This window comes from Enterobacter sp. 241F3 (assembly GCF_034106785.1).
Taxonomy (GTDB): Bacteria; Pseudomonadota; Gammaproteobacteria; order Enterobacterales; family Enterobacteriaceae; genus Enterobacter; species Enterobacter vonholyi.
This window is the reverse complement of sequence record NZ_JAWNDD010000003.1, coordinates 161,719-187,436: the sequence shown is the minus strand read 5'-3', so window position 1 is coordinate 187,436 and position 25,718 is coordinate 161,719. Positions and strand designations below refer to the sequence as shown.

Below are 25,718 nucleotides of genomic sequence, written 5' to 3'. Positions count from 1 at the left end.
TTATCTTACTCAAACTCGTTCCAGGAGCGGCCATCGCGGGTGATCATCGCCACCGACGCGACAGGTCCCCAGGTGCCCGCCTGATACGGTTTTGGCGCATCCTGATCGGCAGCCCAGGCTTCGGTGATGGAGTCGACCCATTTCCATGCTTCTTCCACTTCATCACGGCGCACGAACAGCGCCTGAATACCGCGCATGGTTTCCAGCAGCAGACGCTCGTAAGCATCGGCCAGGTGCGTCTGGTTGAAAGTTTCGGAATAGCTCAGATCCAGCTTGGTGGTCTGCAGGTTGTGTTTATGATCCAGGCCCGGCACTTTGTTCAGGATCTGGATATCCACGCCCTCGTCCGGCTGCAGACGAATGGTCAGTTTATTCTGCGGCAGTTCCTGCCAGGACTCTTTGAACAGGTTCAGTTCCGGGTTCTTAAAGTAGACAACCACTTCGGAACATTTGGCCGGCAGACGCTTACCGGTGCGCAGGTAGAACGGAACCCCCGCCCAACGCCAGTCGTCGATATCCACGCGGATCGCCACGAACGTCTCGGTGTTGCTGGACTTGTTCGCGCCCTCTTCTTCCAGGTAGCCTGGCACTTTTTTGCCTTGCGCAAACCCGGCGGTGTACTGGCCGCGAACGGTCTTCTCGCGCACGTTGGAGCGGTCGATACGGCGCAGCGACTTCAGCACTTTCACTTTGGCGTCGCGGATGCTGTCAGCCGTCAGGTCAGACGGAGGAGACATGGCAATCATGCACAGAATCTGCAGCAGGTGGTTCTGGATCATGTCGCGCATCTGACCGGCCTGGTCAAAGTAACCCCAGCGACCTTCAATCCCCACCTCTTCCGCCACGGTGATTTCCACGTGATCGATAGTGCGGTTGTCCCAGTTATTCACAAACAGGGAGTTAGCGAAACGCAGCGCCAGCAGGTTCAGAACCGTCTCTTTACCGAGGTAGTGGTCGATACGGTAGACCTGGCATTCTTCAAAGAACTCGCCCACCTGGTCGTTGATTTCGCGCGAGGTTGCCAGCGACGTACCCAGCGGCTTCTCCATCACGACGCGCGCCGGTTTGGCGTTCAGTTTGGCTTCGCCAAGACCTTTGCAAATGGCGCCGAAGGTGCTTGGCGGCATGGCGAAATAGTTAATGGTGACACGGTTTTTCTGATCCAGCATCGCGCCCAGGCGGGCGAATGCGCTGACGTCATTCACGTCCAGGTTGCAGAAATCGAGGCGTCCACTCAGGGTATCCCACAAACTTTCATCAATTTTTTCTTTCATGAAAGTTTCGAGCGCCTCGCGGACGACTTTGGTATAAGCGTCCTTGTCCCAGTCGGCGCGCCCTACACCCAGGATACGGGTATCCGGATGAATTTGGCCCGCTTTCTCCAGTTGATACAGGGAAGGCAGCAATTTTCGGCGTGCAAGATCGCCTTTCGCGCCGAAAATGACCAGGTCACATGCCTGGGCTGTTTGCGTTACCGCCATGTCATTCTCCTCAGTTGGATCACCTGGTGCTTCTGCCAGGTATCGTTGTAATTTTATTACAATGCACTGTACTGCTTTTACGTCATTCCCGAAACCATTAGCGCTTATCGTCGCGTGCGATACCGCGATTTTTCACCCTTCGGATGATTTCGACGGCTTAATGACGCAACAACCGTCGTTTCTTTGCGCAACAGGGTCATAGCAAAACCCGACATCGATCAAGTAATGAAAAAAAACAACAACATTATCTTGTCGATTATTACCCTTAATGGAAGCCACAAGGGTAATATCGGCTAAATCGAATCTCGATTTCATCAATTTATGAAATCGTTTACACCCATGAGCGTCCTGTTAACATGAACATGCTGGAAAAAATCCAGTTTCAACTGGAACACCTTAGCAAATCCGAGCGAAAAGTGGCCGAGGTCATTATGGCCTCCCCCGCTCAGGCGATTCATTCAAGCATCGCCGCTCTGGCACAGGAAGCGGGTGTTAGCGAACCCACGGTCAATCGTTTTTGCCGCAGTCTGGAAACGCGCGGCTTTCCTGATTTTAAACTGCATCTGGCACAAAGTCTGGCTAACGGCACCCCTTATGTTAATCGTAATGTGGATGAAGACGACAGCGTTGATGCCTATACCACGAAAATTTTTGAGTCGGCCATGGCTTCGCTTGACCACGTCCGTCAGTCTCTGGACATGAGCTCCGTGAATCGCGCGGTGGATTTACTCACCCAGGCCAAGCGAATTGCGTTCTTTGGGCTCGGGTCGTCGGCGGCCGTCGCGCATGACGCCATGAATAAATTTTTCCGCTTTAACGTTCCGGTTATTTATTCCGATGACATTGTGCTGCAACGCATGAGCTGTATGAATTGCAGTGAAGATGACGTCGTGGTACTGATTTCGCATACCGGCCGCACCAAAAGTCAGGTAGAGCTGGCGCAGCTGGCCCGTGAAAACGATGCCATGGTGATTGCCCTCACTACAGCCGGCACGCCGCTGGCGCGTGAGGCAACGCTGGCAATCACCCTCGACGTGCCGGAAGACACAGACATTTATATGCCGATGGTCTCCCGACTGGCCCAGCTCACCGTGATTGACGTGCTTGCGACCGGTTTTACCCTACGTCGCGGGGCAAAATTCCGGGATAACTTGAAGCGGGTCAAGGAAGCGCTGAAGGAATCGCGTTTTGATAAAGAATTGCTTATAAAGAGCGATGTTCCCTGATAGTTGATAACGAATACGTCACGAATAATGACGATGTAACGATTTACGGCATTCGGTCCCCTCGCCGCTGCCTTGCAGCAGATGAAGGCCGATTCAATGTTCACGCAACACCAAAGTTGTTTCAGTCAACGGAGTATTACATGTCCAGAAGGCTTCGCAGAACCAAGATCGTAACCACCTTAGGCCCGGCCACCGATCGCGATAATAATCTCGAAAAAATTATCGCCGCCGGTGCCAACGTGGTGCGTATGAACTTCTCTCACGGTACGCCAGAAGACCATAAATTACGTGCCGATAAAGTGCGTGAAATTGCAGCAAAACTGGGCCGCCACGTTGCTATCCTCGGCGATTTGCAGGGTCCAAAAATCCGTGTATCGACCTTTAAAGAGGGTAAAGTTTTCCTCAATATCGGCGACAAATTCCTGCTTGATGCCAACCTGGGCAAAGGCGAAGGCGATAAAGAGAAAGTTGGTATCGACTATAAAGGCCTGCCGGCTGACGTGGTGCCTGGCGATATCCTGCTGCTCGACGACGGTCGCGTACAGCTGAAGGTGCTGGAAGTTCAGGGCATGAAAGTGTTCACCGAAGTCACCGTTGGCGGCCCGCTCTCCAACAATAAAGGCATCAACAAACTGGGTGGCGGCCTCTCAGCAGAAGCGCTTACCGATAAAGACAAAGCGGACATCGTAACTGCCGCGCTGATCGGCGTTGACTACCTGGCCGTCTCCTTCCCGCGCTGTGGCGAAGATCTTAACTATGCGCGTCGCCTGGCACGTGATGCAGGCTGTGATGCTAAAATCGTCGCTAAAGTTGAACGCGCGGAGGCCGTTTGCGATCAGGATGCCATGGACGATGTGATCCTCGCCTCTGACGTTGTCATGGTTGCGCGTGGTGACCTGGGCGTGGAAATCGGCGACCCTGAGCTGGTCGGTATCCAGAAAGCGCTGATTCGTCGCGCACGTCAGCTGAACCGCGCGGTGATCACCGCCACTCAGATGATGGAATCGATGATCACCAACCCAATGCCAACCCGTGCGGAGGTCATGGACGTGGCCAACGCCGTGCTGGACGGTACGGATGCGGTGATGCTCTCTGCGGAAACCGCTGCGGGCCAGTATCCGGCAGAAACCGTGGCCGCCATGGCGCGCGTCTGCCTGGGCGCTGAAAAGATCCCAAGCATCAACGTCTCTAAACATCGTCTGGACGTGCAGTTCGACAACGTGGAAGAAGCGATTGCGATGTCTGCGATGTACGCGGCAAACCACCTGAAGGGCGTTACCGCGATCATCACCATGACCGAATCTGGCCGCACCGCGCTGATGACCTCTCGTATCAGCTCTGGCCTGCCAATTTTCGCCATGTCCCGTCACGAACGTACCCTGAACCTGACGGCGCTGTACCGCGGCGTGACGCCGGTTCACTTCGACAGCACCAATGACGGCGTAGCTGCAGCGCACGATGCCGTAAACCTGCTGCGCGACAAAGGCTATCTGGTGTCCGGTGATATCGTCATCGTGACCCAGGGCGATGTGATGAGCACCATCGGCTCAACCAACACCACGCGCGTTATGACCGTCGAGTAATAACGTTTGTGTTAAAAAGCCCTCTCCGTCTGGAGAGGGCTTTTTTTATTTCCTCGGATAAAGCTCTTTGCGTTTGTAGGGCTCTGTTTCACCCGGTTTACGCGTTTTAAGCAGCTTCAAAATCCACGTGTACTGTTCGGCATGCGGCCCCACCAGGATCTCCACCTCTTCGTTCATTCGACGCGCGATGGTGTGGTCGTCCGCGGTGAGCAGATCGTCCATCGGCGGACGGACCTCAATACTCAGGCGATGCGTTTTGCCGTCATAGACCGGGAATAGCGGGATCACGCGGGCACGACAGACTTTCATCAGTCGACCAATCGCGGGAAGCGTCGCTTTATAGGTCGCAAAGAAATCGACAAACTCGCTGTGCTCTGGGCCGTGGTCCTGATCCGGGAGATAGTAGCCCCAGTACCCCTGACGTACCGACTGAATGAAGGGCTTAATGCCATCGTTACGCGCATGCAAACGTCCGCCAAAACGACGACGCACCGTGTTCCAGACAAAATCGTAGATTTTATTTCCCTGGTTATGGAACATTGCCGCCATTTTCTGGCCCTGAGACGCCATGAGCATCGCCGGAATATCAACGCCCCAGCCGTGGGGGACAAGGAAAATCACTTTCTCGTCATTGCGGCGCATCTCCTCGATGATGTCCAGCCCTTTCCAGTCAACGCGATCGACGATTTTATCCGGCCCTTTCAGCGCCAGTTCCGCCATCATCGCCATTGCCTGCGGGGCAGTGGTATACATCTCATCAATAATTACCTCACGTTCGGCGTCGCTTTTCTCAGGAAAACAGTAGTAGAGGTTAATCTGCGCGCGGCGGCGGGCGCTCTTGCCTAAACGCCCGGCCAGACGGCCAATTTTCCCCAGAACCGGGTCTCGGACGGAAGCCGGCAGCAACGCCATCCCCGCGAAGGCGTAAACACCAAGCCAGGCGCCCCAGTTGCGCGGATGGCGGAAGGATTTTTCAAACTCAGGAATGTATTCAATATTGTTTTTTTTGGTTTCCATGCTGGATCCAGGGTCTGATGACGCAAAATTTTATTCAGATAGTGTAGCGAGGCAGTCGTCCCCGCACAAAAGAAAAAGCCGGCGTCAGTGTGCGCCGGCTTTTTTAACAAAAACAGAGGGCTTAGTTTAAGCTCAGCTGCGGTATCACCTCTTTCACCTGCGCCAGATAATCAGTACGATCTTTACCTGTCAGGCCTTCGGTGCGCGGCAGTTTCGCCGTCAGCGGGTTCACTGCCTGTTGGTTGATCCACACTTCATAGTGCAGATGCGGGCCGGTGGAGCGTCCGGTATTGCCGGAAATCGCGATACGGTCACCACGCTTCACCTTCTGGCCCGGTTTGACCAGCAGCTTGCGCAGGTGCATGTAGCGGGTCGTATAAGTACGACCATGACGTACCGCGACATAATATCCGGCGGCACCGCTACGCTTGGCCACCACCACTTCGCCATCCCCTACCGCCAGTACCGGCGTACCCTGCGGCATGGCAAAATCAACCCCACGGTGCGGCGCGACGCGCCCGGTAACCGGGTTCAGACGACGCGGGTTAAAGTTAGAGGAGACGCGGAACTGTTTTGCCGTCGGGAAGCGCAGGAAGCCTTTCGCAAGGCCCGTACCGCTGCGATCGTAGAACTTACCGTCTTCGGCACGAATCGCGTAATAATCTTTACCCTCAGAGCGCAGTCGGACGCCCAGCAGCTGGCTTTGCTCGCGCTTGCCGTCCAGCATTTCGCGTGACATCAGGACGGAGAACTCATCACCCTTCTTCAGCTTGCGGAAATCCATCTGCCACTGCATGGCTTTGATCACCGAACTGATTTCAGCGCTGGTCAACCCTGCATCACGCGCGCTGGAAACAAAGCTCGCGCCCACGGTGCCTTTCAGAACGCTGTTAACCCAGTCGCCCTTCTGCATTTCGCTGGTCATCTTGAAACCGTTTGCAGTGCGATCGTAGGTGCGGGTTTCGCGGCGGGACATTTCCCAGGTCAGACGCTGGAGATCGCCATCCGCCGTTAATGTCCAGGAGAGCTGCTGTCCGATTTTCAGATTACGAAGATCTTTATCCGCAGCCGCCAGCTGGCTGATATTACCCATGTCGATGCCGTACTGGTTCAGCACGCTGCTCAGCGTGTCACCGGTAGACACTACATATTCGTGGATACCCGCTTCGTTCTCGGTTTTATCGTCCAGTTCATCCTGCGGGATAGCTTCATCTTCCTGTGCCGCCTGGTCGATAGGCTCACTGGCTTCAGGCAGCAAAGAACGGATTTCGCTCTTTTCAAGCTCAATGGTTTTGATAATAGGGGCAGAACTCGGGTGGTACACATAGGGCCGCCAGACGGCGACCGCTAAGGTGAGTACTGTAAGCGACCCCAGCATAACGCGGTGGGGTCGAGGCAGATTGTTAAATGCCAGGGCGACAGAGCGGGCTATCTGTTGCACGTATTCACTTCCTCGTTATTCTCCTTTCAGGCAGCTCGCATACTGGTTCGCCAGTTGGCTGAGGAACTGCGAATAGCTCGCTTTGCTCAACTGGATATTCGTACCTAGCGGGTCAAGGGTTCCCATGCGCACGGATGTTCCCCTGGCCACGGCTTCTACGACCGCTGGCCTGAACTGTGGCTCAGCAAAAACGCATGTCGCTTTCTGCTCAACCAGCTGTGTTCTGATTTCATGTAAACGCTGCGCACCAGGCTGAATTTCAGGGTTGACGGTGAAGTGGCCCAGCGGGGTCAAACCGTAGTGTTTTTCGTAATAGCCGTAGGCGTCATGAAAAACGAAATACCCTTTTCCTTTCAACGGTGCGAGCTCATTACCCACCTGCTTATCGGTTGCGGCTAATTGTGCCTCAAAATCCTTCAGGTTGGCGTCTAGTTTGGCTCGACTTTGCGGCATAAGTTCCACTAATTTGTCATGGATTGCAACCGCTGAAAGCCGCGCTATCTCTGGGGATAACCAAAGATGCATGTTGTACTCGCCGTGATGGTGATCTCCATCACCTTTTTCACCGTCTGCAGCATTGTGGTCATGTTCGTCGCCGTCGTCATCCGCCCCTTTCATGAGCAACGGTTTCACGCCGGGGAGGTCGGCAATCGCGACCTGTTTTTCACCCGCCACCTGTTTTGCTGACTTCTGCATGAACGCTTCCATTTCAGGACCAATCCAGACGACTAAGTCCGCGTTTTGCAAGCGTTTTACATCTGACGGGCGCAGGGAATAGTCATGCTCAGATGCACCATCAGGGAGCAGAACCTGGGTCTCCGTTACGCCGTCTGCAATGGCGGACGCGATGAATCCAAGTGGCTTAAGCGAAGCGACAACCGCAGCGTTAACATCTTGTGCGGTTGTCCCCCAAAGGGCAGCAGATAATGCTGCGAAAAGAAGCGTATTTTTATGTAACATAATGCGACTAATCATCGTAGTGAATGCGTGGAGTGTGATATTATAACATTCGTTGACTTCTTCAAGCTTAAAATGACATGACGACATTGGTTTCTCTTGAAAATATTTCGGTCTCATTTGGCCAGCGCCGCGTCCTCTCTGACGTGTCGCTCGATCTGAAGCCCGGCAAAATTCTGACGCTTCTCGGCCCCAATGGCGCAGGTAAATCCACCCTGGTACGCGTGGTGCTGGGTTTGGTCGCACCCGATGAAGGCGTGATTAAGCGTGAGGAAAAATTGCGTATTGGCTATGTGCCGCAAAAACTTCATCTCGACGCCACGCTGCCGCTGACGGTCAGCCGTTTCCTGCGTCTGCGCCCCGGCACGCGTAAAGCCGATATTCTCCCGGCACTGAAACGCGTGCAGGCGGGCCATCTTGTCGATGCGCCGCTGCAAAAACTGTCCGGCGGTGAAACTCAGCGTGTTTTACTTGCCCGCGCGCTGCTGAGCAGCCCGCAGCTTCTGGTACTGGATGAGCCGACTCAGGGTGTGGATGTGAATGGTCAGGTTGCGCTTTATGATTTGATCGACCAGCTACGTCGAGAGCTCGATTGCGCAGTGCTGATGGTCTCCCATGATCTCCATCTGGTAATGGCAAAAACCGACGAAGTGCTGTGCCTCAACCATCATATCTGCTGCTCAGGTACACCTGAAGTCGTCTCCATGCATCCGGAGTTTATCTCCATGTTCGGCCCTCGCGGCGCCGAGCAGCTTGGCATTTATCGTCATCATCATAATCATCGCCATGATTTACAGGGACGAATCGTACTGCGTCGGGGAAATGGACACTCATGATTGAACTGTTACTGCCCGGCTGGCTGGCCGGGATTATGCTTGCCTGCGCCGCGGGCCCGCTCGGCTCGTTTGTGGTATGGCGCAGAATGTCTTACTTCGGTGATACCCTGGCGCATGCGTCCCTGCTGGGCGTGGCTTTTGGCCTGCTGCTGAACGTCAACCCGTTCTACGCGGTGATTGTGGTCACGCTGCTGCTGGCGGCCGGTCTGGTCTGGCTGGAGAAGCGCCCTCACCTCGCCATCGATACCCTGCTTGGCATCATGGCGCACAGTGCCCTGTCGCTGGGCCTGGTGGTGGTCAGCCTGATGTCGAACATCCGCGTGGATCTGATGGCCTACCTCTTCGGTGACCTGCTGGCCGTGACGCCGGAGGATCTCATCGCTATAGCCATTGGCGTGCTGGTGGTGCTCGCTATTCTGTTCTGGCAGTGGCGGAATTTACTGGCCATGACCGTCAGCCCGGACCTGGCGTTTGTCGACGGCGTGAAGCTGCAGCGCGTTAAGCTGCTGCTGATGCTGGTGACGGCGTTAACCATTGGCGTAGCGATGAAGTTTGTCGGCGCGCTGATTATTACGTCCCTGCTGATCATCCCTGCCGCTACGGCGCGTCGTTTTGCCCGTACGCCTGAGCAGATGGCCGGCGTAGCCGTGATCGTCGGGATGATTGCGGTAACGGGTGGACTCACCTTCTCGGCGTTCTATGACACGCCTGCGGGGCCGTCCGTGGTGCTGAGTGCTGCGGTGCTGTTTATCCTCAGTATGATGAAGAAGACCGCACAGTAGTGGGTATGTCCCCGGTGGCGCTTCGCTTACCGGGGCTACAAATTATCGCTGCTTACGGCATTGCCGGTGGCGTAATGCCGAAATGATTCCACGCCCGCACCGTTGCCATACGTCCACGCGGGGTGCGCTGCAGGAAGCCCTGCTGAATCAGATACGGCTCCAGCACATCTTCAATCGTCTCACGCTCTTCACCAATAGCCGCCGCCAGGTTATCCAGCCCGACCGGGCCACCAAAGAACTTGTCCAGCACCGCCAGCAGCAGCTTGCGGTCCATGTAATCAAAACCTTCGGCATCGACGTTCAGCATGTCCAGCGCCTGGGCGGCAATCTCGGCGGAAATCGAACCGTTGTGCTTCACCTCAGCAAAGTCACGCACGCGGCGCAGCAGGCGGTTGGCGATACGCGGCGTACCGCGGGAACGCTTCGCCACTTCAAACGCGCCCTCTTCGCTCATTTCCAGCCCCATATAGCGGGCGCTGCGGCCAACGATGTGCTGGAGATCGGCAACCTGATAAAATTCCAGACGCTGCACGATCCCGAAACGGTCGCGCAGTGGAGAGGTCAACGACCCGGCTCGCGTCGTTGCGCCAATCAGGGTAAACGGCGGCAGATCAATTTTGATGGAGCGCGCGGCCGGACCTTCGCCGATCATGATATCCAGCTGGTAATCTTCCATCGCCGGATAGAGCACCTCTTCTACCACCGGTGAAAGACGGTGGATCTCATCGATAAACAGCACGTCATGCGGTTCGAGGTTGGTCAGCATGGCCGCCAAATCGCCCGCCTTCTCCAGCACCGGGCCGGAGGTGGTGCGCAGGTTAACGCCCATCTCATTGGCGACGATATTCGCCAGCGTGGTTTTGCCTAAACCGGGAGGGCCAAAAATCAGCAGGTGATCGAGCGCATCGCCGCGCAGCTTTGCCGCCTGGATGAAAATCTCCATCTGGGAACGAACCTGCGGCTGGCCAATGTACTCATCAAGCAGTTTTGGGCGAATCGCGCGATCCACCACATCCTCTGCCTGAACAGTGCCTGCCGAAACCAGGCGGTCTGCTTCAATCATCCTTTACCTCACAATGCAGCGCGCAGCGCTTCACGAATCAGGGTTTCACTCCTGGCGTCCGGTTTGGCAATTTTGCTCACCATACGGCTGGCCTCCTGAGGTTTATAGCCCAGCGCCACCAGCGCGGCAACCGCTTCCTGCTCGGCATCATCATCCGTCGCAGGCGCACCTGGAGAGGTCAGTACCAGATCGGCCGCCGGCGTGAAGAGATCGCCATGCAGGCCTTTAAAGCGGTCTTTCATCTCGACAATCAGACGCTCTGCCGTTTTCTTACCGATGCCCGGAAGCTTAATCAGCGCCGCAGGATCTTCGCGCTCAACGGCATTCACAAACTGTGGTGCAGACATGCCGGATAAGATCGCCAGCGCCAGCTTCGGCCCGACGCCGTTGGTTTTAATCAGCTCGCGGAACAGCGTGCGTTCCTGCTTGTTGTTGAAGCCATACAGCAGCTGGGCATCTTCACGCACCACAAACTGAGTAAAGACAATCGCCTCTTTGCCCGCGTCCGGCAGCTCGTAGAAGCAGGTCATCGGCATATGGACTTCATAGCCCACGCCACCCACTTCCAGCAGCACTAACGGGGGTTGTTTTTCAATGATGATGCCTCTGAGTCTGCCTATCACGTGACGCTCCTGCGTTCTGGAAGAAATTAACTGCCGACATAATAAAAAAAGGCTGGATAAACATCCAGCCTGATTTGTCATTATCGTAACCTGCCTCGCGCCAGATTGAGCCGCGACTCGCTCATTTGCATCGCGTTCTGGCTCACGTGACAGTGGGTAATCGCAATCGCCAGCGCATCCGCGGCATCGGCCTGCGGGTTCGCAGGGAGCTTCAGCAGGGTACGCACCATGTGCTGCACCTGACTTTTCTCCGCGCTACCAATACCCACCACCGTCTGCTTAACCTGACGCGCCGCGTATTCAAATACCGGCAAATCCTGGTTCACGGCAGCGACAATGGCAACGCCACGCGCCTGGCCGAGCTTCAGCGCCGAATCGGCGTTTTTCGCCATGAAGACCTGCTCGATGGCGAAATAGTCCGGCTGAAACTGGGTGATGATCTCAGATACGCCCGCATAAATGAGCTTCAGGCGCGACGGCAGATCGTCAACTTTGGTGCGGATACAGCCGCTGCCCAGGTAGGTTAACTGGCGTCCCACCTGACGGATAACGCCATAACCGGTGACGCGTGAGCCTGGGTCAATCCCGAGAATAATCGACATCACGCGTCTCCTGTAACGGATTCATACGCTCTCATCAGAGAGTCGCTGCAACCTCATCAGAGATTTCACCGTTGTGGTACACTTCCTGCACGTCGTCACAGTCTTCGAGCATGTCGATCAGACGCAGCAGTTTTGGTGCGGTTTCCGCATCCATGTCCGCTTTGGTGGACGGGATCATGGAGACTTCAGCGTTGTCCGCTTTCAGGCCTGCCGCTTCCAGCGCGTCGCGCACGGCACCCATCTCTTCCCATGCGGTATAAACGTCGATAGCACCGTCGTCGAAGGTCACTACGTCTTCCGCACCGGCTTCCAGCGCCGCTTCCATGATCGCATCTTCGTCGCCTTTCTCGAAAGAGATGACGCCTTTTTTGCTGAACAGGTACGCAACGGAACCGTCAGTGCCCAGGTTGCCACCGGTTTTGGTGAACGCGTGGCGCACTTCCGCAACGGTACGGTTACGGTTGTCGGACAGGCACTCAACCATCACCGCCGTACCGCCAGGACCGTAACCTTCATAAATGATGGTTTCCATGTTCGCGTCTTCGTCACCGCCCACGCCACGTGCGATTGCACGGTTCAGGGTGTCACGCGTCATGTTGTTGGACAGCGCTTTATCAACCGCCGCGCGCAGACGCGGGTTAGACGCCGGGTCGCCGCCGCCCAGACGCGCTGCCGTCACCAGCTCGCGAATGATTTTGGTAAAGATCTTACCGCGCTTGGCATCCTGTGCCGCTTTGCGGTGTTTGGTGTTGGCCCACTTACTATGACCTGCCATAAAAATATCCTCAAAGAGCGCGCCTTTTCAGGCAGCGTTAATTACAAATTCTTCAATCGCCTGCCGGTTGCTCCACGACTTGGTCAGCGCGGCGGCATCCGCCGCATTCACCCAGCGGTAGGTCAGGTGTTCGGTAAACACGATCTCCCGTTCATGGGGGAGCGCGAGACAGAACCACGATTCCGTATTGCGCTCGGTACCCGGCGCGTAGCGATGACGTAAATGGCTAAAAATTTCGAACTCCACCGTGCGCTGACAGTCCTTCAGGGTCAGTTGCTCGCGGGCAACGTCAATGGCGACCTCTTCCTTTACTTCACGCGCGGCGGCCTGCGGCGCGGTCTCCCCCTCTTCCAGACTGCCGGTAACCGACTGCCAGAATTCAGGGTCATCACGCCGCTGCAACATCAGCACCCGCTTCGTGTCTTCTGCATAAATGACCACCAGGACCGAAACGGGGAGCTTATATGTCATATCAGTTTTTCTCTTCCTTCTTCACCACCTCAATGCCCAGCTCAGCCAGTGCGGCCGGGTTGGCAAAGCTTGGCGCTTCGGTCATCAGACACGCTGCGGCAGTGGTTTTCGGGAAGGCGATAACATCACGGATGTTATCGGTGCCGGTCAGCAGCATGGTCAGACGGTCAAGACCAAAGGCCAGGCCCGCGTGCGGAGGCGTACCGTATTTCAGCGCGTCCAGCAGGAAGCCGAATTTCTCGCGCTGCTCCTGCTCGTTGATACCCAGGATGCCGAACACGGTCTGCTGCATTTCACCGCTGTGAATACGCACGGAACCGCCGCCCACTTCGTAGCCGTTAATGACCATATCGTAGGCGTTGGCGACGGCCTCTTCCGGTGCCGCTTTCAGCTCTGCCGCCGTCATCTCTTTTGGCGAGGTGAACGGGTGGTGCATCGCGGTCAGGCCGCCTTCACCGTCGTCTTCAAACATTGGGAAGTCGATAACCCACAGCGGCGCCCATTTGCTCTCGTCGGTCAGGTTCAGGTCTTTGCCGAGCTTCAGACGCAGCGCGCCCATCGCATCCGCAACAACTTTCTTGTTATCTGCGCCGAAGAAGATCATGTCGCCGTCCTGCGCGCCGGTGCGCTCAAGGATCGCTTCCACGATGTCAGCGTTCAGGAATTTCGCGACCGGGCTGGTGATACCTTCCAGACCTTTCGCACGCTCGGTCACTTTAATATAGGCCAGACCTTTAGCGCCGTAGATCTTGATGAAGTTGCCGTAATCGTCGATCTGCTTACGGCTCAGTGCTGCACCACCCGGTACGCGCAGGGCCGCCACACGGCCTTTAGGATCGTTAGCCGGGCCGGAGAAGACGGCAAACTCAACGGCTTTCACCAGGTCTGCAACGTCCACCAGCTCCATCGGGTTACGCAGGTCTGGTTTGTCAGAGCCATAACGACGCTCGGCTTCCGCGAAGGTCATGATCGGGAAATCGCCCAGCTCAACGCCTTTAACGTCGTTCCACAGGCTACGCACCAGGGCTTCCATCACTTCACGCACCTGCTCAGCGGTCATGAAGGAGGTTTCCACATCGATCTGGGTAAATTCAGGCTGGCGGTCAGCACGCAGGTCTTCGTCGCGGAAGCATTTCACGATCTGATAGTAGCGATCGAAGCCGGACATCATCAGCAGCTGTTTGAACAGCTGTGGAGACTGCGGCAGCGCGTAGAATTTGCCTTTATGGACGCGGGATGGCACCAGGTAATCGCGCGCGCCTTCCGGCGTGGCTTTGGTCAGCATCGGGGTTTCGATATCGAGGAAACCGTGGTCATCCATAAAGCGACGCACCAGGCTGGTGATTTTCGCACGGGTTTTCAGGCGCTGAGCCATCTCCGGACGACGCAGATCCAGATAGCGGTATTTCAGACGCGCTTCTTCAGTGTTGACGTGGTTGGAGTCCAGCGGCAGCGCTTCAGCACGGTTAATGATCGTCAGATCGGACGCCAGCACTTCAATGGCACCCGTCGCCATGTCGGCGTTAACGTTTTTCTCGTCACGCGCACGCACGGTGCCGGTGACCTGAATGCAGAACTCATTACGCAGCTCAGAGGCCAGCTTCAACGCATCAGCGCGATCCGGGTCGAAGAACACCTGAACGATACCTTCGCGGTCGCGCATATCGATGAAGATAAGGCTACCAAGATCACGACGACGATTGACCCAACCACACAGGGTTACCTGCTGTCCGACGTGGGACTGACGCAGCTGCCCGCAATATTCTGTACGCATGAGATATCCCTTAATTAGCCGCAGGCTAAATGTCGCCTGGTATGCAGGCTACTATGTCGCAGCTTTCTGTATGTCACAACTGGATGAAAAAAGGCGGCTATTATACTGGAAATTCCGCCGGACGATAAGAGCGAACCACGGCCTGGCGGTCGTTTGCTGCACTCTTATTGCGCATTCTCACAAAAATTAACAAAATTATCCGCCCAGGAACAGGCCATCACGTCGTATGGTGTCCGGAAGTGATTCATTTAACGGGAGTAACGATGTTAACACTTGATGCCAGTAAAACCGCGCTTGTCGTGATTGATTTACAGGAAGGCATTTTGCCCTTCGCCGGTGGCCCGCATACCGCGGAAGATGTAGTTAGCCGCGCCGCCCGCCTGGCGGAAAAATGCCGCGCCAGCGGTGCCCCGGTTGTCATGGTGCGCGTCGGCTGGTCTGCTGATTACGCCGAAGCGTTAAAACAGCCCGTTGATGCCCAGGCTCCTGCACGCGCCCTGCCGGAAAACTGGTGGACGTATCCGGCCTCACTGGGTAAACGCGACAGCGATATTGAAGTGACCAAACGTCAGTGGGGCGCATTCTACGGCACCGATCTTGAACTGCAGCTCCGCCGTCGCGGCATTGACACCATTATCCTGTGCGGTATTTCCACCAACATCGGCGTGGAGTCGACTGCCCGCAACGCGTGGGAACTCGGCTTTAATCTGGTGATTGCCGAAGATGCCTGCAGCGCGGCCTCCGCAGAACAGCATCAGGGCAGCATGACCCACATCTTCCCGCGCATCGGCCGCGTGCGCAGCACGGATGAGATTGTCAGCGCGCTATGATGTATGTCGGTTTACCCCAGTGGTCGCACCCGAAATGGGTGCGCCTTGGCATCACCAGCCTTGAGGAATATGCCCGGCACTTCAACTGTGTCGAGGGTAACACCACCCTGTATGCGCTTCCGAAAGCCGAGATTGTTGCGCGCTGGCGGGAACAAACGACCGATGACTTCCGCTTCTGCTTTAAGTTTCCGGCGACCATTTCTCACCAGGCCGCACTGCGAAACTGCGGTGAGTTGACCGATGAATTCTTTGCCCGGATGACGCCTCTGGCAAACCGCATCGGCCAGTACTGGCTGCAGCTTCCGGCCGTCTTTGGCCCGCGCGACCTGCCCTCGCTGTGGACGTTTCTGGACGCCCTGCCCCGGGAGTTTACCTACGGCGTTGAAGTCAGGCATCCTGAGTTTTTTGCTAAGGGCGAAGCGGAAAAAGCGCTCAATCGCGGCCTGCTTGAGCGTTCCGTTAACCGGGTGATCCTCGACAGCCGTCCGGTGCACAGCGCTATCCCACATAGCGAAGCCATCGTTGAAGCTCAGCGTAAAAAACCGAAAGTGCCGGTCCACGCCATCGTGACCGCACAGAACCCAATGGTCAGGTTTATCGGCAGCGATAACATGCCGCAAAACCAGGCGCTGTTCACCGTCTGGCTGGAAAAACTGGCAGCGTGGGAACACACCACTACGCCGTATCTCTTTTTGCACACGCCGGATATTGCCCAGGCCCCCGAACTGGTCGATGCTCTATGGCAGGCCTTGCAGGCTGCGGTGCCGTCCGTGGGAAGCGCCCCTTCCATCCCACAACAATCTTCTCTTTTCTGATATCACCCCCTATCATAGTGAAGTGCCATCTGCCAAAAACAGGGAGTTTGTATGGTCAGCGCGCTGTATGCGGTGTTAGGTGCATTACTGCTGATTAAGTTTTCATTTGATGTTGTGCGCCTCAGAACGCTCTACCGCGTCTCCTACGGTGACGGCGGGTTTTCAGAGCTACAAAGCGCTATCCGCATTCATGGCAACGCGGTCGAATACATCCCTGCAGCCTTAATCCTGCTGCTGTTTATGGAGATGAATGGCGCAGAAACCTGGATGGTGCACATCTGTGGCCTGCTGCTTATCGCTGGCCGCCTGATGCATTATTACGGCTTTCACCATCGCTTAATCCGCTGGCGTCGTTCCGGCATGAGTGCAACCTGGTGTTCACTTTTGCTGATGGTGCTGGCTAACCTGTGGTATATGCCGTGGGAGTTGGTTTTCTCCCTCCATTAGCGCACAATACGCCACTTTATTTTTCCCGGATTTTTACGTTATGTCAGATCGCGACACGCTTTTTTCCGCGCCTATCGCCAGCCTGGGCGACTGGACCTTCGATGAACGGGTAGCCGAAGTCTTCCCGGATATGATCCAGCGCTCTGTTCCCGGTTATTCCAATATTATCTCTATGATCGGCATGCTGGCTGAGCGCTTCGTTCAACCCGGCACGCAGGTCTATGACCTGGGCTGCTCGCTCGGCGCGGCAACGCTGTCGGTTCGTCGTAACGTTCACCACGAAGGCTGCCGCATTATTGCCGTCGATAACTCCCCGGCCATGGTTGAGCGCTGCCGTCGCCATATTGACGCGTACAAAGCTCCTGTTCCGGTAGACGTGGTGGAAGGTGATATCCGCGAGATTGAGATTAATAACGCGTCGATGGTGGTGCTGAATTTCACGCTTCAGTTCCTGGTACCGGAAGACCGCCAGCTGCTGCTGGACAAAATTTATCAGGGGCTGAATCCTGGCGGCGCGCTGGTGCTCTCGGAGAAATTCAGCTTCGAAGATGCCGAGGTTGGCGAGCTGCTGTTCAATATGCACCACGATTTCAAACGGGCGAACGGCTACAGCGAGCTGGAGATCAGCCAGAAGCGCAGCATGCTCGAAAACGTGATGCTGACGGATTCCGTAGAAACCCATAAAGCGCGTCTGAGCAAAGCCGGTTTTGAGCACAGCGAACTGTGGTTCCAGTGCTTTAACTTTGGTTCGCTGGTAGCGCTGAAAGCGGGGAAACCGGCATGATCGAGTTCAGTAACTTCTATCAGCTGATTGCCAAAAACCAGCTCTCCCACTGGCTGGAAACCTTGCCCGCGCAGATTGCCGCCTGGCAGCGGGACCAGCAGCACGGCCTGTTAAAGCAGTGGTCAAATGCAGTGGAGTTTCTGCCCGAACTGACCCCGCATCGTCTGGACCTTCTGCACAGCGTCACCGCAGAGAGTGAAGAACCGCTTCCGCCAGGGCAGATCAACCGCATCGAAACGCTGATGCGTAACCTGATGCCGTGGCGCAAAGGGCCGTTTTCACTTTACGGCGTGAACATCAATACCGAATGGCGCTCTGACTGGAAATGGGATCGCGTTCTGCCCCACCTTTCCGACCTGACCGGGCGCACCATTCTGGACGTGGGCTGCGGCAGCGGTTACCACATGTGGCGCATGATTGGCGCGGGCGCGCATCTGGCGGTAGGTATTGACCCGATGCAGCTGTTCCTGTGCCAGTTTGAAGCGGTACGTAAGCTGCTGGGTAACGATCAGCGCGCGCACCTGCTGCCGCTGGGCATTGAGCAGCTGCCAGCTCTGAAAGCGTTTGATACCGTGTTCTCCATGGGCGTACTTTATCACCGCCGCTCCCCGCTTGAACACCTGTGGCAATTGAAAGATCAGCTGGTCAGCGGCGGCGAGCTGGTGCTCGAAACGCTGGTGATTGAAGGCGATGAACACGCCGTTCTGGTGCCGGGCGATCGTTACGCGCAGATGCGCAACGTTTACTTCATCCCTTCCGCGCTGGCGCTAAAGAACTGGCTGGAGAAATGCGGGTTTGTGGATGTGCGGATTGCCGATGTCAGCGTGACCTCAATCGAAGAGCAGCGCCGCACCGACTGGATGATCACCGAATCGCTGGAGCAATTCCTCGACCCAACCGATCACAGCAAGACCATCGAAGGCTATCCGGCCCCGATGCGTGCGGTGTTAATAGCGACTAAGCCGTAGTCTTTTAGTCGGGTGGCGGCTGCGCCTTACCCGGCCTACTCGTAGCACGTTTTCTCCGAAATAGTTCAAGTTGCAGCGAGGCAGCCAACGCAGCTGCGGCTTGAAATATGAAGGAGAAAAAAAGGCCCCTGTGTAATTGGCAGGGGCCTGGTACAAGCAAGCATCATATTGGGCGACATGATGCGCGGTAAAAATCGGTACGTTGCTACACGTGATGGCGCTCAATCAGCGACTTCATTTCCGCAACCGACTCTCCCTCTACGCCATAGCGTGAATACTCATCCGCTTCAGCATCCGTCGACATTGACAATCCTGTATTGCGATAACGCATGGGCGAAGGTATCCATTTCCCCGCGGAGCTGTGCAGCTCTTCTACCCCGGCGTTTAAAAACCGTTCCAGATTGCTGGCGCGGACTCCCGCACCCGCCATTATTATTGGAACACCAGAATGTGCTTTTAGTTCCGTAATTAATTGCAGTCCTTTTTCAGCTGACGCCTGCTGACCCGATGTCAGGATGCGCGCCACGCCAAGTTCTCCAAGCATTTCAAAGGCCTGAAGCGGATCTTTACACATATCAAATGCGCGATGAAAAGTGACGGACATCCCCTGCGCGGCGCTCATAATCTGACGCATACGCGGTATATCGATATTGCCGTCTTCATCCAGCAGCCCGGTCACCAGCCCTGAAAACCCCAGGTCCCGAACGAGGGCGATATCATCAAGCATGGCACTGAACTCGCCCGCCGTGTAACAAAAATCACCGCCGCGCGGACGAATAATTGGGTGAACGGGAATAGTGACGGCCTGACGGGCTGACTTCAACACGCCGTAAGACGGCGTCAACCCGCCCTCCTTGGGCGCCGCGCACAGTTCAATGCGGTCAGCCCCGTGCTTTTGCGCGGTCACTGCACACTCCACGCTGTAACAACAAATCTCCAGCAGCGCCATTTAATCCTCCTGAAATTCCACTAAGCGAAACATCATGACACACCGTTCGTTTTCGGTCCCGGCGTGAACTCACATCTCTTATGCTTCACTGGCAACGATCTGCTCAATGGTCCACGGATGAAACTTCACCGTAACCTGTCCGTCAGTAACGGCCAGCGTCGGGTTAGGTAACCGCTCGCGCTCGCCTTTGGGAGAACTGGTCTTCACAAAAATTCCCGGCTGGCTTAAGCCTTCGTCCGCTAACAGGGCCAGCGCGCGCGCGTTTAACGTCTCCGGCTCACCCGGCAGGACAATCTCGATATGTTCCCAGCCTTCGTGCGGATAGCGTTTCTCGCCCGGCCACGGCAGTTCAACCACGCTGAACTGCCAGTGCGCCACGTTCACCGGCTCATGCAGTTTGAACAGGCAAATGGGGCGGCCATTAATGATATTCTCGGACAGTAACTCGCCGCACTGTTCGAACCCGCGACGCCAGCGCTCGGCGGTGGCATTCTGATGACAGCGCAAAGAGATATGATCGGCCTCAAGCGGCGCAATATCCAAACCCAGACGGGTGGCAAGTTCTGTGAACGCCTGGGTGAAGCGCGGTAAATCTGCGGAAATATCATGCAGTTCGTCAATGGATTGCCAGTTCGCCATAAGTCATTCTCTTTTCATGTCGCAAAGCCGCTAATTTACTCTGTTGCCCTGTTTTGACCAACCTCAGAAACCGGCTTTTTGCGACTGCATGATTATGCACACCTTCACTGCCTGGATTCTGAGCAATCTTCAGGCCCCGCACTGCTGACGTCAGAAGGCATTTGCAGTATACTCCCGCCCTAAATTCTTTAACTGGCGCGGGCGGTTGTAAGCCCGCATCAAAAACGTAAGGTATCCAGGTGAATATTCAGGCTCTTCTCTCCGAAAAAGTCAGTCAGGCACTGATTGCCGCAGGTGCCCCTGCGGATTGCGAACCGCAGGTTCGTCAGTCAGCAAAAGTACAGTTTGGCGACTATCAGGCTAATGGCGTGATGGCAGTGGCTAAAAAACTGGGCATGCCGCCGCGACAGCTCGCTGAGCAGGTACTGACGCATCTGGATCTTTCCGGCATTGCCAGCAAAACCGAAATCGCCGGTCCGGGCTTTATCAACATCTTCCTTGAGCCTGCATTCCTGGCAAGCCACGTTGACGCGGCGCTGAAATCCGATCGTCTGGGAGTGTCCCAGCCGGAAGCGCAGACCGTCGTGATCGACTATTCTGCGCCGAACGTGGCGAAAGAGATGCACGTTGGCCACCTGCGCTCCACCATCATCGGTGATGCCGCAGTGCGCACGCTCGAGTTCCTCGGTCACAAGGTGATCCGCGCGAACCACGTGGGCGACTGGGGCACCCAGTTCGGCATGCTGATTGCTTACCTGGAAAAACAGCAGCAGGAAAACGCGGGTGAAATGGCGCTGGCGGACCTGGAAGGGTTCTATCGCGAAGCCAAAAAACACTACGACGAAGACGAAGCTTTTGCCGAACGTGCGCGTAGTTACGTGGTTAAACTGCAGGGCGGCGATCAATACTTCCTCGAAATGTGGCGCAAGCTGGTTGACATCACCATGTCCCAGAACCAGCTGACTTATAACCGTCTGAACGTCACCCTGACCCGCGATGACGTAATGGGTGAAAGCCTGTACAACCCGATGCTGCCCGGCATTGTGGCTGACCTGAAAGCGAAAAACCTGGCGGTGGAGAGCGAAGGCGCAACGGTTGTGTTCCTTGATGAGTACAAAAACAAGGAAGGTGAACCGATGGGCGTGATCATCCAGAAAAAGGATGGCGGCTATCTCTACACTACGACCGACATTGCCTGCGCGAAATACCGTTACGAAACGCTGCATGCCGACCGCGTGCTGTACTACATCGACTCCCGTCAGCACCAGCACCTGATGCAGGCGTGGACGATCGTGCGTAAAGCCGGTTACGTGCCGGACAGCGTTCCGCTGGAACACCACATGTTCGGCATGATGCTGGGTAAAGACGGCAAGCCGTTCAAAACCCGCGCGGGCGGAACCGTGAAACTGTCTGACCTGCTGGACGAAGCGCTGGAACGCGCTCGTCGTCTGGTGGCCGAGAAGAACCCGGACATGCCGGCCGACGAGCTGGAAAAACTGGCCAACGCCGTGGGTATCGGTGCGGTGAAATACGCGGATCTCTCCAAGAACCGTACCACCGACTATATCTTCGACTGGGATAACATGCTGGCGTTTGAAGGTAACACGGCGCCATACATGCAGTACGCCTACACCCGCGTGCTCTCGGTATTCCGTAAAGCCAGTATCGACGAAAGCGTGCTGGCGACTGCCACCGTGACCATCACTGAAGATCGTGAAGCACAGCTGGCGGCGCGTCTGCTGCAGTTCGAAGAGACGCTGACGGTTGTCGCGCGTGACGGCACGCCGCACGTAATGTGTGCTTACCTGTACGACCTGGCGGGTCTGTTCTCCGGCTTCTACGAGCACTGCCCTATTCTGTCTGCGGAAAACGAATCGGTTCGCAACAGCCGCCTGAAGCTGGCGCAGCTAACGGCGAAGACCCTGAAGCTGGGTCTGGATACCCTGGGTATCGAAACCGTAGAACGCATGTAATACAAAAAACCCGGCAATCGCCGGGTTTTGTTTTTGCAGTCCTGGTAATCCAACCGTCAGCGATAGTTCACGATGACGGAATTGCTTTGCACCTTCAGCGCCGGAATCAAACGCCCCCCACCCGGCACTTCCCAGATGAAACGCAAAGGTTCAATAGCCGGTACGCCGTTGAACGCCTGCGTTGTCCCATTTTCGCCGTCGATTTCGGTACAGCGCGTCTGAGAGCAGAGGCGCACCCGCAAGCCCGCTGGCGTAGGGCCAATCAGCCGGTAATTCCAGACCACAAGGCCCATCTGACCGGAGACCTCTTCTGAAGGCGCCAGCGGGTTAGACGACATAGCAACACCGCGATTGCTGAGGGTCACCCCCATGCTGCTCGCCTGCCAGGTGCCCCCCCCGGCAGCCTGCGCCGCCAGCGGGAAGAGCAACATCCAAAGCCATTTACGCATTATTTTCCTCCAATCGTCGCGGTCATGCGGATATGACGGTTATCCGACAGCTCCAGATTCGACAGCACGACCAGCTGGTTCAGGCTACGACGCAGGAAGCGGGACAGCAGCGGACGCAGCGCGTGGTTCACCAGCAGCACCGGCGGCGCGCCGAGCATCTCCTGACGCGCCAGCGCCTCCTGCGTTTGCGCCAGCAGACGGTCCGCCAGGCCCGGCTCCAGACCGCCTCCGCCCTGCAGAGCCTGCAGCAGCAGACGCTCAAGCGGCGTATCGAGGCCGATCACCTGCACTTCCCCGGTTCCCGGGAACCACTGCTGTGTAATGGCGCGTCCCAGCGCCACGCGCACCACCGCCGTCAGCTCGTGCGGATCGCTTTGTATCGGCGCGTGTTCGGCAAGGGTTTCCAGAATGGTGCGCATATCGCGGATCGGCACCTTCTCGTCGAGCAGGTTTTGCAGCACCTTGTGCAGCGTGGTTAAGGTCAGCACGCCCGGGACCAGATCTTCCGTCAGCTTCGGCATCTCCTGCGTGACGCGGTCCAGCAGCTGCTGCGCTTCCTGACGGCCAAACAGCTCCGCCGAGAATTGCCCAATCAGGTGATTAAGATGGGTCGCCACCACGGTACTGGCTTCAACAACCGTATACCCCTGGATCTGCGCCTGCTCTTTCAGGGCGCTTTCAATCCAGATAGCGGCCAGGCCAAAGGCCGGATCGATAGTTTGCTCGCCCGGCAGCGTGCCTGCGGCGGTGCCGGGGTTAATCGCCAGCCAGCGGCCCGGATAGGCATCACCGCTGCCAATTTCGACACCTTTCATCAGGATGCGATAGCGCGCGGGCGGCAGGTCCATATTGTCGCGGATGTGTACCACCGGCGGCAGGAAGCCCATATCCTGCGCGAATTTTTTACGGATACTGCGGATACGGCCGAGCAGCTCGCCGTCCTGCTGGAAATCGACCATCGGGATCAGGCGATACCCGACTTCCATTCCCAGGGAATCTTCCAGCTGAACGTCGTTCCAGGTCGCTTCGACGGCCTGGGTATTCTCCGGCATTTTGACCTGAACAGGTTCCGCTGCCGGTTTGGTTTCACGGCCACGCATCCACCACGCAAGCCCCAGCAGCCCCGCCGTAAACAGCAGGAAGACGAGGTTTGGCATCCCCGGCACCAGGCCGAGCAACCCGAGAACCGCAGCGGCCAGCAGCATCACGCGCGGGTTGCTGAACAGCTGGCCCACCATCTGCTCGCCAACGTCCTGATCGGTGCTCACGCGGGTCACAATCACACCCGCCGCAGTGGAGATAACCAGCGCCGGGATCTGCGCGACCAGACCGTCACCGATGGTCAGCAGCGTATAGCTTTCCGCCGCGTGGCCCATGTCCATCCCATGCTGCAGCACGCCCACCAGCAGGCCGCCAACCACGTTAATCACCATGATCAGAATGCCAGCGATGGCATCACCGCGCACAAACTTACTCGCACCGTCCATGGAGCCGTAGAAGTCCGCCTCCTGCGTCACCTCCGCACGGCGTTTTTTGGCTTCATCTTCGGCGATAAGACCGGCGTTCAGGTCGGCGTCGATCGCCATCTGCTTGCCCGGCATCCCGTCGAGCACAAAGCGCGCGCCCACTTCCGCAATACGCCCTGCACCTTTGGTGATGACCATAAAGTTGATGATCACGAGGATGACGAACACCACGATACCGATAGCGAAATTGCCGCCCACCAGGAAGTGGCCGAACGCTTCCACCACTTTACCTGCCGCTGCCGCCCCGGTGTGTCCTTCCATCAGGATGATACGCGTGGATGCCACGTTCAGCGCCAGTCGCAGCAGGGTGGTAAACAGCAGAATGGTCGGGAACGCGGCGAACTCCAGGGTACGCTGGGTGAACATCGCCACCAGCAGCACCATAATGGACAGCGCAATATTGAAAGTGAAAAGCAGATCGAGGATGAACGCCGGGAGCGGCAGTACCATCATCGACAGAATTAGCAGGATCAGAATCGGCCCGGCAAGGATTTGCCATTGGGTCGATTTCAGGTTGCCGGGCAGGCGCAACATTGCCACCAGATTAGCCATCAGTGTCCTTCTCGTTCATAAAATCCAGCGCGGCAGGCACCGGAAGGTTCTCAGGTTTCACAGGCCGTTGACCGCCGGCCAGACGCCAGCGCTTCAACTGCCATACCCAGGCCAGCACTTCCGCCACGGCGGCGTAGAGTTGTCCTGGGATCTGTTGTCCAATATCCGCATGGCGGTACAGGGCACGCGCCAGCGGAGGGGCTTCCAGGATCGGCACGCGGTGTTCCGTGCCAATTTCCCGGATGCGCAGCGCGATCAGCCCTGCCCCTTTCGCCACCACTTTCGGCGCGCTCATTTTGTTTTCGTCATAGCGCAGCGCAACGGAATAGTGCGTCGGGTTGGTGACGATGACGTCGGCCTTCGGCACATCTTCCATCATGCGGCGACGGGCGGCGGCACGCTGCATCTGGCGGATACGCCCCTTAACGTGCGGGTCACCTTCCATCTGCTTATATTCGTCACGGATGTCCTGGCGTGACATGCGCAGCTTTTTGAAGTGGGTATAAAGCTGGAAGATCACGTCAAAACCCACCATCGGGATAATGCTGAGCACCACCAGCAGTGCGCACAGCCCGACCAGATTCAGCGCGTTGCTCATCGCGGTGAGAGGCGATTCGCTGATGAGACGCATCATTTCCGGCCAGTGGTACCAGAGGTAAAACCCCGCGGAACTGCCCATCAGCACCGATTTGAGAATGGCTTTGAGCAGCTCGGCCCCGGTCTGAGCAGAGAACATTTTCGCAATGCCCGGCAGCGGGTTCAGTTTGGAAAATTTCGGCTGCAGCGATTTGGCACTAAAAACCAGACCGCCGAGCATCACCGGCGAGACCAGCGCGACCAGCACCACCCCGGTAATCAGGGGCAACAGCGCGACCATGGCCCCTTTAATAAGCTGAATAATCTGGCTGAGGATCAGATTCGGATCGTTGACCATGCTGTGGTCAAAACGTAAGCCGGTTGACAGCATTCCCGCCAGCTTGCGGGCGAGCGACTCCCCCCCCCACCAGATAATGCACACGCCTACGATAAGGATCAGCAGGGAGGTCAATTCTCGGGATCGGGGGATTTGCCCTTCCTCACGCGCCTTTTCTAGTCGGTGGGGTGTGGGGGCTTCCGTTTTGTCGTCGTTCTCTTCTGCCACAGTGCATGCTCAGC

At 56.6% G+C, this 25,718-nt stretch carries 25 protein-coding genes; 10 read left to right on the top strand and 15 right to left on the bottom strand.

Translation table 11 applies throughout. From position 1 onward, the window contains the following. Positions 1-5 precede the first annotated feature (5 nt). Positions 6-1,481, bottom strand: a complete 1,476-nt coding sequence (zwf, locus tag UR504_RS11335) for a glucose-6-phosphate dehydrogenase (RefSeq protein ID WP_008500457.1) — start codon at positions 1,479-1,481, stop codon at positions 6-8. A 356-nt stretch (positions 1,482-1,837) separates the two neighbouring features. Here zwf and UR504_RS11330 point away from each other — a divergent pair, with 356 nt between their 5' ends. Together UR504_RS11330 and pyk are read left to right on the top strand one after the other, a co-directional pair. After that, positions 1,838-2,707, top strand: a complete 870-nt coding sequence (locus tag UR504_RS11330; protein ID WP_115875687.1) for a MurR/RpiR family transcriptional regulator — start codon at positions 1,838-1,840, stop codon at positions 2,705-2,707. 140 nt (positions 2,708-2,847) lie between these two features. After that, a complete protein-coding gene (gene pyk, locus UR504_RS11325) occupies positions 2,848-4,290 on the top strand; it encodes a pyruvate kinase (protein WP_008500455.1) in 1,443 nt (480 codons plus the stop codon). A 45-nt stretch (positions 4,291-4,335) separates the two neighbouring features. Here the strand turns inward: pyk and lpxM are convergent, their stop codons facing one another. From lpxM to znuA, 3 genes are all read right to left on the bottom strand, one after another. Further along, a complete protein-coding gene (gene lpxM, locus UR504_RS11320; RefSeq protein ID WP_127731450.1) occupies positions 4,336-5,307 on the bottom strand; it encodes a lauroyl-Kdo(2)-lipid IV(A) myristoyltransferase in 972 nt (323 codons plus the stop codon). 121 nt (positions 5,308-5,428) lie between these two features. Further along, a complete protein-coding gene (gene mepM / locus UR504_RS11315; protein ID WP_045326742.1) occupies positions 5,429-6,748 on the bottom strand; it encodes a murein DD-endopeptidase MepM in 1,320 nt (439 codons plus the stop codon). 15 nt (positions 6,749-6,763) lie between these two features. Beyond that, positions 6,764-7,708 (bottom strand): zinc ABC transporter substrate-binding protein ZnuA, encoded by a 945-nt coding sequence (znuA, locus tag UR504_RS11310; RefSeq protein WP_133295439.1) that lies wholly within the window; start codon positions 7,706-7,708, stop codon positions 6,764-6,766. Positions 7,709-7,785: 77 nt separating this feature from the next. Between znuA and znuC the strand changes: the two genes are divergently transcribed. After that, positions 7,786-8,541 carry a zinc ABC transporter ATP-binding protein ZnuC gene (gene znuC / locus UR504_RS11305; protein WP_023312233.1) on the top strand — a complete coding sequence of 252 codons (756 nt, stop codon included), beginning with the start codon at positions 7,786-7,788 and terminating at the stop codon, positions 8,539-8,541. After that, complete coding sequence (gene znuB / locus UR504_RS11300; RefSeq protein ID WP_302235248.1) at positions 8,538-9,323, top strand: zinc ABC transporter permease subunit ZnuB; 786 nt, start codon at positions 8,538-8,540, stop codon at positions 9,321-9,323. The genes znuC and znuB overlap by 4 nt, the downstream gene beginning before the upstream one ends. 52 nt (positions 9,324-9,375) lie before the next feature. On the opposite strand, the gene ruvB is transcribed toward znuB, so the two are convergent. The 6 genes from ruvB to aspS form a co-directional block, all read right to left on the bottom strand. Beyond that, positions 9,376-10,386, bottom strand: coding sequence for a Holliday junction branch migration DNA helicase RuvB (gene ruvB / locus UR504_RS11295; RefSeq protein ID WP_008500449.1), 1,011 nt, complete (start codon positions 10,384-10,386; stop codon positions 9,376-9,378). 8 nt (positions 10,387-10,394) lie between these two features. Continuing rightward, entirely contained in the window at positions 10,395-11,009 is a 615-nt protein-coding gene (ruvA, locus tag UR504_RS11290) for a Holliday junction branch migration protein RuvA (RefSeq protein ID WP_274240202.1), read from the bottom strand. Between the two features lie 80 nt (positions 11,010-11,089). Beyond that, complete coding sequence (gene ruvC / locus UR504_RS11285; RefSeq protein WP_003859749.1) at positions 11,090-11,611, bottom strand: crossover junction endodeoxyribonuclease RuvC; 522 nt, start codon at positions 11,609-11,611, stop codon at positions 11,090-11,092. 34 nt (positions 11,612-11,645) lie between these two features. Further along, the gene (locus UR504_RS11280; protein WP_008500447.1) at positions 11,646-12,386 is read right to left on the bottom strand and encodes a YebC/PmpR family DNA-binding transcriptional regulator; all 741 of its coding nucleotides are present in this window, start codon (positions 12,384-12,386) and stop codon (positions 11,646-11,648) included. Positions 12,387-12,413: 27 nt separating this feature from the next. Beyond that, complete coding sequence (gene nudB, locus UR504_RS11275; protein ID WP_008500446.1) at positions 12,414-12,857, bottom strand: dihydroneopterin triphosphate diphosphatase; 444 nt, start codon at positions 12,855-12,857, stop codon at positions 12,414-12,416. A gap of 1 nt (position 12,858) precedes the next feature. Beyond that, entirely contained in the window at positions 12,859-14,631 is a 1,773-nt protein-coding gene (aspS, locus tag UR504_RS11270; RefSeq protein ID WP_111964818.1) for an aspartate--tRNA ligase, read from the bottom strand. 263 nt (positions 14,632-14,894) lie between these two features. Between aspS and UR504_RS11265 the strand changes: the two genes are divergently transcribed. From UR504_RS11265 to cmoB, 5 genes are read left to right on the top strand one after another with little or no spacing between them, the layout of a single operon-like run. Continuing rightward, on the top strand, positions 14,895-15,461 hold the full coding sequence (locus UR504_RS11265; protein WP_271369328.1) for a hydrolase: 567 nt from the start codon (positions 14,895-14,897) through the stop codon (positions 15,459-15,461). Next, positions 15,458-16,276 carry a DUF72 domain-containing protein gene (locus tag UR504_RS11260; protein WP_274240216.1) on the top strand — a complete coding sequence of 273 codons (819 nt, stop codon included), beginning with the start codon at positions 15,458-15,460 and terminating at the stop codon, positions 16,274-16,276. Before UR504_RS11265 ends, UR504_RS11260 begins: the two co-directional genes overlap by 4 nt. A gap of 51 nt (positions 16,277-16,327) precedes the next feature. Next, positions 16,328-16,723 (top strand): MAPEG family protein, encoded by a 396-nt coding sequence (locus tag UR504_RS11255; RefSeq protein ID WP_021240443.1) that lies wholly within the window; start codon positions 16,328-16,330, stop codon positions 16,721-16,723. Between the two features lie 40 nt (positions 16,724-16,763). Continuing rightward, entirely contained in the window at positions 16,764-17,507 is a 744-nt protein-coding gene (gene cmoA, locus UR504_RS11250; protein WP_111964821.1) for a carboxy-S-adenosyl-L-methionine synthase CmoA, read from the top strand. Continuing rightward, on the top strand, positions 17,504-18,475 hold the full coding sequence (cmoB, locus tag UR504_RS11245; protein WP_111964822.1) for a tRNA 5-methoxyuridine(34)/uridine 5-oxyacetic acid(34) synthase CmoB: 972 nt from the start codon (positions 17,504-17,506) through the stop codon (positions 18,473-18,475). The genes cmoA and cmoB overlap by 4 nt, the downstream gene beginning before the upstream one ends. A gap of 205 nt (positions 18,476-18,680) precedes the next feature. On the opposite strand, the gene cutC is transcribed toward cmoB, so the two are convergent. After that, on the bottom strand, positions 18,681-19,424 hold the full coding sequence (gene cutC / locus UR504_RS11240; RefSeq protein ID WP_133294693.1) for a copper homeostasis protein CutC: 744 nt from the start codon (positions 19,422-19,424) through the stop codon (positions 18,681-18,683). 78 nt (positions 19,425-19,502) lie between these two features. Continuing rightward, the gene (locus UR504_RS11235) at positions 19,503-20,063 is read right to left on the bottom strand and encodes a VOC family protein (protein ID WP_127731458.1); all 561 of its coding nucleotides are present in this window, start codon (positions 20,061-20,063) and stop codon (positions 19,503-19,505) included. Positions 20,064-20,302: 239 nt separating this feature from the next. On the opposite strand from UR504_RS11235, the gene argS reads away from it, so the two are divergent. Further along, entirely contained in the window at positions 20,303-22,036 is a 1,734-nt protein-coding gene (gene argS, locus UR504_RS11230; RefSeq protein ID WP_136195782.1) for an arginine--tRNA ligase, read from the top strand. A gap of 56 nt (positions 22,037-22,092) precedes the next feature. Here the strand turns inward: argS and flhE are convergent, their stop codons facing one another. The 3 genes from flhE to flhB are packed head-to-tail and all read right to left on the bottom strand — an operon-like array spanning position 22,093 to position 25,704. Beyond that, positions 22,093-22,485 (bottom strand): flagellar protein FlhE, encoded by a 393-nt coding sequence (flhE, locus tag UR504_RS11225; RefSeq protein ID WP_111964826.1) that lies wholly within the window; start codon positions 22,483-22,485, stop codon positions 22,093-22,095. Continuing rightward, positions 22,485-24,563: a flagellar biosynthesis protein FlhA gene (flhA, locus tag UR504_RS11220; protein ID WP_111964827.1), complete on the bottom strand. Its 2,079-nt coding sequence runs from the start codon at positions 24,561-24,563 to the stop codon at positions 22,485-22,487. The genes flhE and flhA overlap by 1 nt, the downstream gene beginning before the upstream one ends. After that, a complete protein-coding gene (gene flhB, locus UR504_RS11215) occupies positions 24,556-25,704 on the bottom strand; it encodes a flagellar biosynthesis protein FlhB (RefSeq protein WP_048992249.1) in 1,149 nt (382 codons plus the stop codon). Before flhB ends, flhA begins: the two co-directional genes overlap by 8 nt. Between the last annotated feature and the right edge of the window lie 14 nt (positions 25,705-25,718).